The organism is Nostoc sp. ChiQUE01b, assembly GCF_034531255.1.
GTDB lineage: Bacteria > Cyanobacteriota > Cyanobacteriia > Cyanobacteriales > Nostocaceae > Nostoc.
The window spans coordinates 33,384-49,215 of record NZ_JAVRBM010000049.1 but is presented as its reverse complement, the minus strand read 5'-3'; the positions used below and the strand labels follow the sequence as shown (position 1 = coordinate 49,215).

The window sequence follows — 15,832 nt, the reverse complement described above, 5'->3', positions numbered from 1 at the left end:
AATACTGTGGATGAACTATCAGAAACCGTCAGTTTTGGGGAAACTTCAGATTCAGTCCAGACAAGCCCAGAAGTTTTAGAGACTGAGGAAAATAATAATCTAGAAACTACCTTTGATCTAAGAGGAAACACAGTTGTTGAAAATAATTTATCGTTTACAGAAACTACTGAAATAGTTGCTCAAGAAGATGAATTTGCAGACTTGGCAGCATTATTAGGAGAGGACGTAGCACCCATCCCCCAAGCTAAGAAGATACCAGGAGTAGATTTTGCTGCCCTGGAAGAATTGCTAAGTACAGATAACAACAGCTATGTCTACGACGGGCTACGCCAACGCCAGCCTTTCAACATTCAACCAGTCCAAGCTAAAAATGCTATTCCATCACCAGCCATAAAAGATGAATTTGGTGATTTAGAGAAGTTGCTGGCAGAAGCGAATCAAACAATATCCCATTCAACTGTAGTAAAATCGAACACCAACAAAACTACTGGCCCCTCTACTCGTCGGGCTGCGAGATTTGAAGAAACGATGAAGGTTCCGGTTAAGCAACTGGATGATATGAGTAATTTAGTTGGGGAGTTGGTGGTAAACCGCAATACCTTAGAGCAGGATCATGAACGACTGCGACAGTCATTAGATAACTTGCTGATTCAGGTACAACAACTCTCAGATGTGGGTGCAAGGATGCAGGAGTTGTACGAGCGATCGCTACTGGAAGCGTCTCTGTTAGCTGGACGCAAAAAGAAAGAACCGGGCTTACAAAGCGCTGATTCCAATGCTGACAGGGGTTTTAGCGAGCTAGAAATGGATCGTTTTACTCCCTTCCATACACTCTCACAGCAGATGATTGAGCGGATTGTACGAGTGCGTGAGTCGGCTAGTGACATTGATTTTGTTACCGAAGAAACCGAACGAGTCGCCAGGCAGTTCCGCCAAGTAACCACCCAGTTGCAAGAGGGATTAACTAGAGCGCGAATGGTTCCTTTTGCTCAAACTATTGATCGCTGGCGGCGAGGAGTGCGCGACAACGCTATCAAGTGTGGCAAACAAGTAGAGTTGGTGATCGAAGGTGGCGATACCTTAATTGACAAGATGATTTTGGATCATCTTACCGATCCGCTGACTCACATGCTGAATAATGCGATCGCTCACGGTATTGAAACGCCAGAAGAGAGACAAGCTGCTAGTAAACCACCTGTAGGAATCATTACTATCCGTGCCTTTCACCAAGGCAACCAAACGATCATTTCCGTAGGCGATGATGGCGCAGGTATCGATTCCGCAAGGGTTAAGGCTAAGGCGGTAAAGATTGGCATGATTACAGAAGCGCAGGCAAAAGCGATGTCTCGGCTGGAAGTCTACGATCTGCTGTTCCAGTCTGGTTTTACGATTAAAGACCAAGCAGATGAAATTTCCGGTCGTGGTGTGGGTATGGACGTAGTGCGCTCCGAAATTAGCGAAATTCGGGGAACAGTTAACACCGATTCTGCTCTTGGCAAGGGAACTACCTTCACCATTCGTTTACCACTGACTCTGAGTATTTGTAAAGCTCTCTGCTGCGTCTCCGATCGCGCCAGGATCGCCTTCCCAATGGATGGTGTAGAAGATACGCTAGATATACCAGTCAAAAATATTCAGCATGATGCCAATGGGCAATCATTTATTTCCTGGCGCGATACGGTGCTACCATTCCGACCCCTGAAGGAACTTTTAACCTTCAATCGCCAAATCAGTCGCGGTAATGTCTATGGCGGCACCAGAGATGATGATATGGTTTCTGTGGTTGTGGTGCGATCGGCAAATACCCTAATTGCTCTACAGATTGACTTGGTGTTAAGCGAACAAGAAATTGTAATTAAGCAATTTGAAGGGCCAGCACCTAAGCCAATTGGTGTAGCTGGTGCTACAGTCTTGGGTGATGGTCGGATTATGCCCATTGCTGACGTACTAGAAATAATTGATATCTTCCAAGGACGGATTTCTACACAAACTGGTGGCAATTCTTGGCAACAAAAACTCACTCCTCCAGATACCTCTCCCGCGAAGATTGACCCGACAGTGCTGATTGTCGATGACTCAATTACAGTCCGAGAGTTGCTATCGCTGACATTTAACAAAGCAGGTTATCGCGTAGAACAGGCACGTGATGGTCAGGAAGCTTGGGATAAACTCCGCTCCGGTTTGCCTTGCGATATCGTATTTTGCGACATCGAAATGCCCCGTTGCGATGGTCTGGAATTACTCTCTCGCATCCAGAAAGACTCTAACCTTAACCACTTACCGATCGCAATGCTCACCTCGCGCGGTGCAGACAAGCACAGACAAATTGCCGCTCAACTCGGTGCTAGTGGCTACTTTACCAAGCCTTATCTCGAAGAAGCTCTACTTGAAGCTGCGGCGCGAATGCTCAAAGGAGAGAAACTCGTTAACTAAATCAACCAAAAGATTTCGATTTTAGGCAAAATTCTACACGCTTCTACCTCGATTAAAGCTCAATACGCTTGGGTTAAGGCTAAAACTCTTTATTAGCCGTCAGTTTGACCTTTTGGTGTCGTCCCATGCGCGGCCCGATCAATCCGGGGCCAGACCTCGTTCGCCATGAGCTCCATGGAGCGCCGGGCGAGCGCTGGATCGGTCCAGTCGTGGCCCGTGTAGAGCAGTGTGCCGAACGCGCCGACCTCGTTGCGGAATGCAAGAATCTGGTCCGCGACACTCTGGGGGGTTCCCGCGATTACGAGACGCTCGATGCACCGCTTCGTAGAGAGCTCGGAATCCGGCTGGTCGGGAAAGTCGCGCATGACGTCCAGCGCGCTGGCCTTCGCGAGCTTAGTCCTCATGACGTGGAAGTAGAAGTCGTGCGCGCCGTCCTCGCGATGCACGTAGCGATGTGCCGTGGTCTCGTCATCAGCCACGAAAACGCTGCGCGCCACGCGCCACCCGGAAGCATCGGCACAAAGTCCCGCCGATCGCCGGCCTTCCAGGTAGTTCTTAATGTGGGCCCGGATGACGTGCGCACCCACGTAGGTCGCCGAGATTCCGGACCAGCCGCGCGCTCCCGCGGCGTGCGGTCCCTGAGCGTCCGGTCGGATCGAGGTGATGGCGATGGGCGGATGGGGCTCTTGCAGCGGTCGGACAGCGACACCCACTCCAATGTTCCGATCGAGCGAGCGCTCCGTGGTGGTCCGGTAGAACTTGCCTTCGATCCGGTACGGCGGCTCTTCGCTCCAGATCCGGCACATGTGCTCGAGCGCCTCCTGGGTCTTGCGATTTCGGTCTGAGCCCAAATCTCCGATGGCTTCTGCGTCACCGGCAACGCCGGGTCCGACTCCCAGGATCAATCGACCCTGCACCAGGTGGTCCACCATCGCGACCTGCGCCGCCACCATCGCCGGGTGGTAGTTGGCGAGCGGAAGCACGCCGGTACCGAAGGTGATCGACGGGCACGCATCGGCGAGATTCGCAATGAAAGCGAGGCTCGAGGTGATCGTCTCGGCTGAGTCGACGAGATGCTCGCCGATGAAGGCCTCGCGGTAGCCGAGCCGGTCGGCGAGCACGACCGCTTCGCGATCCTCGCCCAGAACGTCCCCATAGGAACGGGACGGCGGGTGGACGGGCTGGATGAAGAATCCGAGCTTCAGGGAGTTCTGCATTGAGTCTTTATAGTCGTTCATTCGTTCCATGCCGCCCAACTATTTATTATACGGAAACTTTCCGTATAATCTTTTTCTCAATCCTAATATATCAAGCATTACAACGAATTCCTGTCTGAATATACAGAAAACTTCTTTATCAAATTATTGTGCGCGATACAAAGGGAAATGAACCCCAAGTCTTGAGTCTATGTTTGTACTATGTAAAAAAGCACTTTGACCTAAGACTATGCCTTCTTCTGAAAAATCTCTCACTTACCCAACCAGCCATCAGAGCAATCAAGCTGATAATTACCACGGTACTTCAGTCGCAGATCCTTACCGTTGGTTAGAAGATTCTGACTCTGAAGAAACAAGAACTTGGATTGAGGCACAAAATCAAGTTACTTTTGCCTACCTGAGTGAAATTCCTGCTAGAGAAAAAATTAAACAGCGCCTCACCAAACTTTGGGATTATGAAAAATACGGTATTCCTTTTAAAGAAGGCGAATCTCTGCGAGACGGTTCCACCGAACGTTACTTTTATTTCAAAAATGACGGACTGCAAAATCAAAGTGTCCTTTACACTTTGAAAACCCTCGACGACCAACCCCAAGTTTTACTCGATCCTAATAAACTCTCAGAAGATGGCACTGTTGCTCTTTCAGGATTGTCGATTAGCGAAGATGGTAAACTTTTAGCTTATGGTCTATCCTCCTCTGGTTCTGATTGGCAAGAGTGGAAAGTACGCGATGTTGAAACTGGTGAAGACCTCCAAGACCATCTGAAGTGGATTAAATTTTCTGGTGCATCTTGGACACACGATCATCAAGGTTTCTTCTACAGTCGCTACGATGAACCAAATGAAAAAACTCGATTAGAAGATGTCAACTATTATCAAAAACTCTACTATCATCAACTAGGAAAACCCCAATCAGAAGACGTACTAATTTATCATCGTCCTGACCAAAAAGAATGGGGTTTTAGTGGTGGCGTTACTGAAGATGGCCGCTATCTAATAATTTCAATTTGGCTAGGAACTGACTCTAAAAATTTGGTTTTCTCCAAAGATTTAACTAACCCTAATGCGGAAGTTGTAGAACTAATTAACCAATTTGAGGCAGATTACAGCTTTATAGATAATGATGATAGCGTGTTTTATTTTCGCACAGATTTAAATGCACCAAGGGGAAGGGTGATTGCGATTGACACGAAAAACCCTGCATCCGAAAATTGGCAAGAAATTATTCCCCAATCTGCGGAAACTTTGGAAAGTGTCGGTATACTTAATAATCAGTTCGTTGCTGATTACCTCAAAGATGCTCACAGTCAAATCAAAATTTTTGACCTCAAAGGTGCGTTTATTCGAGAGATAGAACTACCCGGACTCGGTTCAGCCGGAGGCTTTGGGGGCAAGCGTTATGATACTGAAACTTTTTATAGCTTTACCAGCTTTACCATACCAGGCACTATTTATCGCTACGACATGGTGACAGGAAAAAGTGAGGTTTTCCGCCAGCCGCAGGTAGATTTTAATCCTGATGATTACGAGACAAAACAAGTCTTTTATCACAGCAAAGATGGTACTAGAGTACCAATGTTTATAACGCACAAAAAGGGTATTAAATTAGATGGAAATAACCCTACTTATCTCTATGCTTATGGCGGTTTTAATGCTTCAATGACACCTAGTTTTTCTGTGAGTCTTTTGGTGTGGATGGAAATGGGTGGTGTCTATGCTATGCCTAATATCCGTGGTGGTGGAGAATACGGCGAAGAATGGCATCAAGCAGGAATAAAAGATAAAAAGCAGAATGTCTTTGATGACTTTATTGGCGCTGCTGAGTGGTTGATTGCTAACAAGTATACTAAGACTGAGAAGCTGGCGATCGCAGGTGGTAGTAATGGCGGTTTATTAGTGGGTGCTTGTATAACGCAACGTCCCGATTTGTTTGGTGCAGCTTTACCAGCAGTCGGCGTCATGGATATGTTGCGGTTCCACAAATTTACCATCGGCTGGGCTTGGACTTCCGAATATGGTTCTGCGGATAATCCAGAAGAGTTTCCAGCGCTGTATGCTTATTCACCATTACACAACATCACACCAAACACAGCTTACCCAGCAACCTTAATTACCACAGCCGATCATGACGATCGCGTTGTCCCTGCTCATAGTTTCAAATTTGCCGCCGCTTTACAAGAGGCTCACACAGGTGATGCGCCAACGTTAATTAGAATTGAGACTAAAGCAGGACATGGCGCAGGTAAACCCACGGCTAAAATTATCGAAGAAGCCGCAGACAAATGGGCTTTTTTGGTACGTGCTTTAGATGTGAAATTTTAGCAACTTTGTCGGGTGGGCATTGCCTACCCTACGATACTAAACTAACTACTGCCCTGACTAACTTCTCTGGCTCTACAGGTTTTGTAATGTGAGTTTGAAATCCTACCTGAAGCGCTCTTTGTTGGTCAATTTCTGCGGCATAAGCAGTCAGTGCGATCGCCCGAATGTTTCCTCCTTGATTCGGTGGGCGAGAGCGAATCTGCTGCATCAGCATATAGCCGTCCATCTCAGGCATACCGATGTCACTTACTAGCACGTCAGGAGTGAACTGCTCTAGAGCTTGCAAAGCTTCTAAGCCAGAAGCGACGGCTGTCACATTTGCCCCGCTTAGTTCCAGGACAAATGCCTGAAACTCGCGGGTATCTGGCTGATCATCCACCAGCAAAATTTGAACGCCGTCTAAAGGCACTTCTGCTTCTGTCTGGGTGTGGATTGGCTCGGATGCGTTGAGCTTTGCTCTTGCCGCAGGCATCGATGTTGCTTGCTGCATGAGGGGCAATTGGATGATGAAAGTTGCGCCTTGATTCTCACCTTGACTTTCTGCTGTGACTGTGGCTCCGTGCATTTCTACAATTTGCCGGACGATCGCTAGCCCCAATCCCAACCCGCCAAATTTGCGTGTGGTTGAGCCGTCTTCTTGGCGAAAATACTCAAATACATAGGGCAAAAACTGTGGATTGATGCCCTTACCAGTATCGATTACCCGAATCTGAGCTACCCCGTCGAGTTGCCGCAGTTCAACGGTTACTTGTCCGCTGTGGGGTGTAAACTTAACTGCATTGGTAAGCAAATTCCACATCACTTGTTGCAAGCGAGCTGCATCGCCAGAAATCGGAGCGATCTCGGAGTCAAGATCGAGCGCGATCGCAATATTTTTTGCTTCTGCTGCCAAACGCACCGTTTCCATTGCGGCAGAAATCACAAAAGTCAAACTGACCGGAGCTGCTGTTAAGCTGAGTTTGCCCTGCATGATGCGGGAGATGTCGAGCAAGTCTTCGATGAGTTGCGTCTGTAGATTGGCATTGCGCTCGATAATTTTCAAGGCTTCAGCTCTACGGGCTTCGCTCAGTTTGCCGTTTTGTAGTAAGTGCGTCCAGCCCAAGATCGGGTTGAGAGGCGATCGCAGTTCATGGGACAGCACCGCCAAAAACTCATCTTTGATGCGGTTGGCGCGATCGGCTGCCTCTCTTGCAGCTTGTTCGCGGGCAAGAAGTTGTTCTCGTTCTGCCTCAATGTGTTTTTGCTCAGTGATATTGAGTACAGTGCCGACAAAGCGTTGTGGATTGTTGGCAGCATCAAAGTAAGCCTGTCCTCTGGCTGCAATCCACCGTTCAATCCCATCCTGAATCCCAATCGTGCGATATTCTACCTCATACTTGCCGCTGCTTTTTGGATTCAAAGTCCATTGCACCACCTGTTCTAGTCGTTCGCGATCATCGGGGTGCAGTCCGGCAAAAAAGACCTCAATGCTGCTCTCGGCTTCTGGTGGTAAGCCAAACATGGCTTTGCAACCCTGATCCCAAATCAATTGGTTGGTGATCAGATTCCAGTCCCAGGTGCCTAATTGGGCAGCTTCGATCGCCATGCGGAAGCGGTTTTCACTGTCGCGCAAGGCTGCTTCGGTGCGGGCGCGTTCGATCAGCGGAGCGACACGCGCTGCAACGTTTTCCAGCAACAACATCTCATCCGCCTTCCAATGGCGCGGCTTGTTGGAACTGACTCCGATCGAAGCTACCCAACGCCCTTCATGGACAAACGGTGCGATGACGTAAGATTGCAGATTGATCAGCGTGTAATTGTCGGCGAAATCCTTTGTCCACGGATGCACGTTCACGTCGTCAATCCCGAACGGTAAACGTGCCGCCGTTTCCCACCATTCCTTCGCGCCGAAAAGGGAAAGGTCATAAGTTCCGGCAAGATCCGATCCGTCGAGCCGCCAATCGGGTAGAACCGTTACCTGGCTGCCGTCCGGCGTGACATCGAGATAATAGCAGCGATGCCCGTTCAAAAACGTTCCGACTTCGCGCGTGACGATGCGGTTGATTTCCACTGCATCCGTCACTGTGCCGAGTCTTCGGCTTAACTCGGTCAAAAACTCCACTTGTCGTTCGGCTTGTTTGCGCTGGGTGATGTTGCTGAAAATAATGGCGACTTTGTGCTGTTCCGGCTCGTCCACCGGGAAAGCGTACAAATCGAACCAGAACCCCATTGCTTCGGAACTGTTGACCCACCTTTCGGGCTGTCTTGTTTTGACGACTTTTCCGAGAGTTTCCGCCCAGTGCGGCTCAATGTCTGGCACCAACTCGCGGATGCTTTTGCCAATTGCGTTTTCGAGCGCGGTGATATTCAAGAAGGCCGGATTGGTTTCAAGAAAGCGGTAGTCAACTGCCTTTCCGGCATCGTCGAATAAAACTTCGACCAGACAAAAACCTTCGTCAATCGAATCGAACAGCGTGCGGTATTTCTCCTCCGATTCGCGCAAGGCTGCTTCGGCGCTGGCGCGTTCGACTGCCGCCCAAGTGCGCTCGGCTACTTCCTCCGCCAAGGACACTTCGTCTGGTGTCCAAGTTCGTGCCTCGGATGTGTGAACTGCCAGCCCAGCTACAAATTCGCCCCCCTTGATCAGAGGTATGCCGATATAAGCACCGATCTCAATTGCGGCGTAGGCTGCTCGCTGATCTGGGGACAGGTTGGGATCGGCTTCCACATCGGACGCGGACACGGCGCGACCAGTGCGGTAGGCTGCGAGCAGCTTGGGGCCGAACGAATCAATTGGGTAGTTGCCAACGAGTACTGCGGCTTTGTTAACATAATCACACTCAACGACGTAATCAGCGCCGCGAACCTCGAAGTACACTACACGGTTCGCGCCGAGATATTCGCCAAGCACACGGCTGGCCGTAGCCTGAATCTCCACTGGGTCGGCAAGTGGGCGGAGTGCGTCGGTCAAAGAGACGCGGAAAGCATTAAATTCGGCGGTTTGCCGCGAAATTTCTTCTCTTAGTTTGCGATCACTAATATCTTTGAAGACAATGGCAACTTTTCGTGCCTCCGGCTCACCCATACGACAGGCATACACATCGAACCATCGCTTCATTGCAACAGAGCCATTTTCAAAGCGAGCAGGTTCACCCGTTAGAGCAACTTGACCGTAAATCTGAATCCAATGGTCTTCTAAATCTGGAACTAACTGACGCGCCGTTTTCCCGACTGCTTGTCGAAGTCCAGTTTGTTGCTCAAAAGTGGGATTGATCTCTAAGAAGCGGTAGTCGAGCGGCGTATCATTTTCGTCAAATAGCACTTCAATAATGCAGAAGCCTTCGTCGATCGACTCAAACAGCGTCTGGTAGCGTTCTTCGGATTGATGCAGGGTTGCGGCAGTTTGAATTTGCTCGGTAACATTCCTGAAATAAACGGTGATGCCCTTTGAGGCGGGGTAGGTGCGAACCTCGTACCAGCGATCGTGGTCAGGGTAAAACGCGGTCATTGAGGCAGCCACACGATGGCTTTGCCCGCCTTTGGCATCGCGCATGGCGCTCCAGTAAACCTGGGCCAATTCATTGTCAATCAGTCCTGGATATTCTGACCACAAATTCTTGCCAATTAAATCGCCTGGAGTGCGATCGAGTAGTATTTCGGCAGATGGATTCATGTAAGTAAACTGCCAGTTCTCATCCAGTGCAAAGAAGGCTTCAGCGATGCTCTCCAGAATATTCCGAGTCTGCTCTTCGCTTTGGCGCAAGGCAAGTTCAGCCTGTCTGCGCTCGGTGATGTCTCGCGTCACGCCTGCCACTGCATCTACTATGCCGTTTATACCCAAAATTGGTACGAAAATGTATTCATAGGTGCGCGTGCTGATTGCGCTAGTGTAGGGCGTTTCATCCTTGAGCGGTTGGCGCGTGGCGATCACCTGTTGAATCTGTTGCTGAAGTCGGGTTGCTAAATCCGTTGGATAATCCAGGTCAAAAAAGTTCTTTCCCAAAGCTTCATCCAAAGTTTTCTGCCAAAGATTGAGCAACGCCCGGTTAACATACGTGAACCGTCCCGCCAAATCAAAGGTGTAAATAAAATCGGGAATTGCCGCTACGAGCGCGTTGAACTTCCGCTGTTGCCCTTCGAGTTCGGTGCGGCTCTCGCGTAATGCTGCTTCAGCACGGGCACGCTCGACGGCTGCCCACGTCTGCTCTGCTGTTTCCTCGACTCGTTTCACCTCATCTTCCGTCCACTGGCGAGGGTTTGCCTGATGCACCGCCAGCAGAGCGACAAATTGATCGTTCTTGATCAGTGGCACATCAATATGCGCGGCAATATCGATTGATCGATACCTTGCCTTTTCGCTGGCTGAGTATTTAGGGTAGTTTGCCACATCAGGAACGATCGCCGTTTGCCCCGCTCGATGGTCATCTGTCAGGTTGCGTCCGAAGTCTTCTAGATGGTACAGCCCGCTCAGTTCGGCAACGCCGTTCGTGTAGTTTTTATGAACGATGACCTCCTTGCCGCCTGGTAACACTTCAATGTAAATGACGCGGCTTGCGCCTAGAGACTCGCCCATAATTCGGGCAGCGATCGCCTGAATCTCATTAGCGTCAGTCAGGGGGCGTAGCGCATTGGTGAGCTTGACTCGAAACGCATCGGCTTGGGCAGCTTGAGGCAAGGTATCTGTTAATGTGCGCCCCAGCAGCAGATCGGATTCTAGCTGCTGGGCTTGATCTAGTTCTGTTAACAGGATCTGCACAGCCGTTTTTAGGCTGTCCGACCAGGTTTCCACAACCCCTAGCGGCGTTTGCGACCAATCGTGCGATCGCAACAATGCACCGATCTCGCCACCACCAACAAAGAGGTTTTCAGCCTTTGCCTTGCGATCAGCAGCCCATCCCCGGCGGTGTCGCATCTCCCGTTCTAAAGCCTCAACTATTAAATCATTAAATGATTCACTGCTTTCCTTGAGTTTCCTGGCTTTTGCAAGCAAGTCAGGCGGAAAACAGATTGTTAAGGCTTCGTGTTCCATAGCAATGAGTGTAACCAGATATTGATATTATTTATTGTATTCTGCCCATAGAATAGTACGAGTGGGTTTGGTTCCATTCTCCTTATCTGCAATCAGAGGGTGAGTTTTAATATTGATAGATCAGTTAAAATTCAATCAATCACTCTAAGCAGATATTAACTATGAGATGGGAAGAAGTTTGCGAACACAAACAATTACAAGATTTACCCTTCAAAATTGAATTAAATAAATGGGGTCAAATCATCATGAGTCCAGTCAAAATTAAACATTCTTTTTATCAAGGAAGAATTCAACGTTTATTAGAATCTTTATTGAATACAGGAGAAGTAATGCCAGAATGTGCTATCAACACATCAGACAGTGTGAAAGTTGCTGATGTTGTCTGGTGTTCAGAAGAACGATTTTCTCAAATTCAAGATGAAGTCTCAGCGTCTATTGCACCAGAAATTTGTGTAGAAGTCAAATCAACTGGTAACACTTTGGAAGAAATGGAGTTTAAAAGAAATTTGTATTTAGAAGCTCAAGCAATTGAAGTATGGTTATGTAATGAACAAGGTCAAATTAAATTCTATAATCAGCAAGGTGAATTAGGACAATCTTTGTTAGTTCCTAAGTTTCCTAAACAAATTAAACGGTAATTGTAGAGAAGAGGGAAACAGCGTAGTTTACCGCCGTAGGCATCGCCTAAATTACCTATTTTTAAAATATAGCAATCATAAATCATTCGTGAAAAGTTAGATCCCCGACAACTTTTACGAAGTCGGGGATCTGGACACCGAAAATTTTCACAAATCAGATAGGATTGCTATATCTGTTAAAATTATTCATAAACTCTCCTTCGATGCTGAATTAAAATAATCCGCCCTTGGCGTTCCCCAAGGGTAGCGATCGCAAAGTACGGATGTTGCGATTGCTTCTCTTCAGTACGTTACGTACCCTGCGGGAACGCCTAACGGCGAACGCAATGACAAATTATGTTTTTACGCATTTGGGATGCTCCCGCTCCATCTAAGCAAAAGTTTAATATCTTTATCCTCCTTGTGTAGTTAAAACGCGACAGCTTGTGCTGTACCAGTCAAATGGATTGTGGTATAAGTTTGTCTTTGCCCCTGGTTGAATTTAGGAATCACAGAAAAGAGGTTTGTTGTTGTGATTCCCTTAGTTTCTACTGCGGCTGAGTTGCTTTTTCCAAGGTTTACACGGGGTAAGATCAAAGTAAACACGGTATTGCCAGTATCTACTGTCTTACGGATAGTTACAGTTACTAATGTACCAATTTCTGTTTCTACACTACGGATCTGCTCAGTACCTTGAAAGTTTAATGTCTGTTGCTTATCTTTATAGGTAAAAAGGGGCTTGCCAATAAAGCTTGTCGTTGAGTAACTAATGCTGACATTCTTACCTTGAAACTGGTACAAGTTCGGTACTGTTTCTGAGGCATTAGCTGATAATACAGGTATTGCTGTTAACAGCATACCTAATGTGAACGATCCAATTAAGTTTCTTGTTTGCATATCTAAAAAAGTTTTTGCTAGTTTGACAGAGATACTTACCCGAATGGGATGACAACAGGTATCAAACCAATTTTACAAGTAGATATTACTACAATCGTGTAAAATGGAACACATTGCAATGCTTGTTAATCTATTTGCAATAATTTCTAATATTCTGTAAAAGTTCGAGCTGCGAACCTGATAACCCGTGGGTAGTTTTAACAAATGCACCCAGATATGCTATGGGCAAAAAAGTAGTCCAGCAATAAGTTTACACATCATCTCCTGCCACATTTATTTTGAGGGGATTTGATTTCATTTTTGTCTTATTCCCTCCATAACTAGCAACTTGAGTTAGATTTAAATTTTGAAATACCCTTTGGGGTTTTATTTTAAGCTTGGAAATTTTGTATTGCTTATGAAACGGCGATCATACATGCTTCTAGGATTTTTCCTCAGCCTTCTTTTAACTATCGTGCCAATGCCTGGTAATTTCACTAATGCTGCAACACCAACAGCAGTCACACCTGTCTCTGCTCTCTCATTCACCCAAGGAGTGCAAAAAACGGTATTAGACAACGGTTTAACGGTGCTAACCAAAGAAGTTCATACTGCTCCAGTGGTGAGTGTGCAAGTTTGGTATAAAGTTGGTTCGCGCAACGAGGTTAAGGGAGAGAATGGTATTTCTCACCAGCTAGAACATTTGATGTTCAAAGGCACAAATGAGCGTCCAGTACAGTTTGGACGGTTGTTTAGTGCTTTGGGTAGCCAGTTCAATGCTTTTACTAGTTATGACGAAACAGCTTACTTTGGCACAGTGCAGCGAGACAAATTGGAAGCACTGCTGACACTGGAAGCTGATCGCATGGAAAACTCCTTAATTGGGACTGAACAACTCACAAGTGAAAAGCGGGTGGTGATCTCCGAGTTACAGGGATACGAAAATTCACCAGGTTATCGTCTGAGCAAGGCAGTGATGCGAGCTGCTTTTCCCAATCGAGCCTATGGTTTATCGGTGGGAGGCACAAAAGCCGATGTAGAGAAATTCACGGTGGAGCAGGTACGGAATTATTACCAAACCTACTATAGCCCAGAAAATGCCACATTGGTAATTACCGGGGATTTTGCTACAAAACCTGCACTCAAAGTTGTGAAAGAAACTTTTGGTAAGTTATCGCAACGAGCAAAAAAGAATACGGTAGTCAATAATGCCAGGAGAGCAATTGATAGCTCCTCGCCTTCTTCTTCCATTGCTGACGCTTCCCCGTCTACCCCTGTTGCGAAAAAAGCAACCATTGTCCTCAAGCAACCTGGAAGTGCAGCACTATTGCAGGCGGTATATCCTCTGCCAGATATCAAACATCCTGATGTTCCGGCAATTGATTTGATGGATGCCATTCTTACAGGTGGACGTAGCTCTAGGCTTTATCAGGCTTTGGTGGAATCTGGACTGGCGAGTTCAGTGAGTGGCGGTGCTGCCGAACTGATCGAACCGGGTTGGTATGAAATTGATGCTACGGCGGCTCCCGGTCAAGAGTTGGGGAAAATTGCCCAGGTACTCCAGGAATCTTTAGTAAAATTGCAACAGCAGCCTGTCACCTCAGAAGAGTTGAAGCGGGCGAAGACGCAACTGCAAGCCTCGTATATTTTGGGAAACCAAGATATCACTAGTCAGGCTAATCAACTGGGATATAACCAAACGATCGCAGGAGATTATCATTTTATTGAAAGGTATCTGGCTGCGATCGCTAAAGTTACCCCTGCTCAAGTCCAGAAAGCAGCAAAAACTTACCTCAATCCCGCTCAACAAACCATCGGCTTCTTTGAGCCGACTCAACCAGATGGTAAACCAGGGAGTTCTAACGCTGGTTCTAGTCGCACGGTGGAAAATTTCAGCCCTGGTAAGCCTGTAAATCCAGCAGAACTAGCAAAATATTTGCCACCTGCCACATCACAGACAGATTCTAATAAACAATCACTACCAGAAGAGTTTACCTTAAAGAATGGTTTGAAGGTTCTGCTGTTAAGCGATCGCAACCTTCCCACCATTAACCTGAGTGGACAAATTGACGCTGGTACTGAATTTGACGGCAATCAAAAAGCTGGATTAGCGAATCTAACTGCAAATAACTTAATGAATGGGACGCAGACTAAAAATGCTCTGACTCTAGCAAAAACTTTAGAAGACTTGGGAGCCGATTTGAGCTTCAGTGCTAGCCGCGAGGGAACTAACGTTAGTGGTCAGGGACTTTCAGCAAATCTGCCAATATTAATTCAAACTCTGGCAGATGTGTTAGAAAACGCCACTTTTCCAGCCGATCAGTTAGAACTGAGTCGCCAAAGGGCACTGACAAGCCTGAAAGTCCAGCTAGATGACCCTAGAGGTTTGGGAAGACAAGTATTTCAGCAGGCAATTTACCCTGAAAATCATCCGTTCCACAGCTTTCCCACAGCCGAGAGTTTAAAGACTATTACTCGTGATGATTTGCTTGGTTTCTACCAGACACACTATCGACCAGACACCACAACGATCGCAATAGTTGGAGACTTTGATCGAGTTAAGGTAAAAACTTTGCTAAATGAGGTGTTTGGGAAATGGCAAGCCGCAGGTAAGCCACCTGTTCTGAAAATCCAAACCGTACCATTTCCGCAAACTTTGACACAACTAAACAAAGTAATTCCCGGTAAAGCTGAGGCTGTGACATACATCGGCTACAGTGGTATCTCTCGGAAAGACCCGCGTTATTATGCGGCACTGGTGCTAAATCAAATTTTGGGTGGTGATACCTTAGCCAGCCGTCTGGGTACGGAAGTACGCGATCGCCAAGGTCTAACTTATGGTATATATAGTGGTTTTGCCGCCGGGATCAATCCGGGGCCGTTCTTGATTCAAATGCAGACTGCTCCTGGAGATGCCCAAAAAGCGATCGCCAGTACTCTCGCTCTACTAAAACAGTTACGCGAGCAAGGAGTTACTGAGGCTGAATTCAACACAGCAAAACGCTCAATTACCAATAGCTACCCAGTGGATTTAGCAAATCCTAGTAATGTATCAGGTATCATTTTGGATAATGCTGTTTTAGGACTTTCACGGTCAGAAATCCGAGAGTTTCCTCAGCGGATTCAAGCAGTGACTATGACTGATATGCAACAGGCAATTGAAGACTTAATTAAACCAGAAAATCTGGTAATTGTCACCGCCGGCCCTGGAGATAGTGTAACCAAGGGTAGCTAATTATTTCAGACACATAGCAATCCTATCTGATTGGTAAAAATCGCAATAACAAGATCCCCGACTTCTTAGAGAAGTCGGGGATCTCATTGTTCACGAATAATTTAGGATGGCTAATATCACTTC

At 47.2% G+C, this 15,832-nt stretch carries 7 protein-coding genes; 4 read left to right on the top strand and 3 right to left on the bottom strand.

All coding sequences use genetic code 11. The annotated features are described in order from the left end of the window. The coding region (locus tag RMY63_RS26820; protein ID WP_322731612.1) for a hybrid sensor histidine kinase/response regulator at window positions 1-2,433 on the top strand (2,433 nt) is incomplete at its 5' end. A gap of 92 nt (window positions 2,434-2,525) precedes the next feature. Here the strand turns inward: RMY63_RS26820 and RMY63_RS26815 are convergent. Then, complete coding sequence (locus RMY63_RS26815) at window positions 2,526-3,671, bottom strand: LLM class flavin-dependent oxidoreductase (RefSeq protein ID WP_322731611.1); 1,146 nt, start codon at window positions 3,669-3,671, stop codon at window positions 2,526-2,528. Window positions 3,672-3,879: 208 nt separating this feature from the next. On the opposite strand from RMY63_RS26815, the gene RMY63_RS26810 reads away from it, so the two are divergent. Beyond that, the gene (locus RMY63_RS26810) at window positions 3,880-5,973 is read left to right on the top strand and encodes a prolyl oligopeptidase family serine peptidase (RefSeq protein ID WP_322731610.1); all 2,094 of its coding nucleotides are present in this window, start codon (window positions 3,880-3,882) and stop codon (window positions 5,971-5,973) included. A gap of 28 nt (window positions 5,974-6,001) precedes the next feature. Here RMY63_RS26810 and RMY63_RS26805 read toward each other — a convergent pair whose 3' ends face one another. Further along, the gene (locus tag RMY63_RS26805) at window positions 6,002-10,864 is read right to left on the bottom strand and encodes a PAS domain S-box protein (protein ID WP_416212552.1); all 4,863 of its coding nucleotides are present in this window, start codon (window positions 10,862-10,864) and stop codon (window positions 6,002-6,004) included. Window positions 10,865-11,142: 278 nt separating this feature from the next. Between RMY63_RS26805 and RMY63_RS26800 the strand changes: the two genes are divergently transcribed. Then, complete coding sequence (locus tag RMY63_RS26800) at window positions 11,143-11,619, top strand: Uma2 family endonuclease (RefSeq protein ID WP_322731608.1); 477 nt, start codon at window positions 11,143-11,145, stop codon at window positions 11,617-11,619. Between the two features lie 408 nt (window positions 11,620-12,027). Here RMY63_RS26800 and RMY63_RS26795 read toward each other — a convergent pair whose 3' ends face one another. Then, window positions 12,028-12,495, bottom strand: a complete 468-nt coding sequence (locus RMY63_RS26795; RefSeq protein ID WP_322731607.1) for a hypothetical protein — start codon at window positions 12,493-12,495, stop codon at window positions 12,028-12,030. A 397-nt stretch (window positions 12,496-12,892) separates the two neighbouring features. Here RMY63_RS26795 and RMY63_RS26790 point away from each other — a divergent pair, with 397 nt between their 5' ends. Next, a complete protein-coding gene (locus tag RMY63_RS26790) occupies window positions 12,893-15,709 on the top strand; it encodes a pitrilysin family protein (protein WP_322731606.1) in 2,817 nt (938 codons plus the stop codon). The last annotated feature ends 123 nt before the right edge of the window (window positions 15,710-15,832 follow it).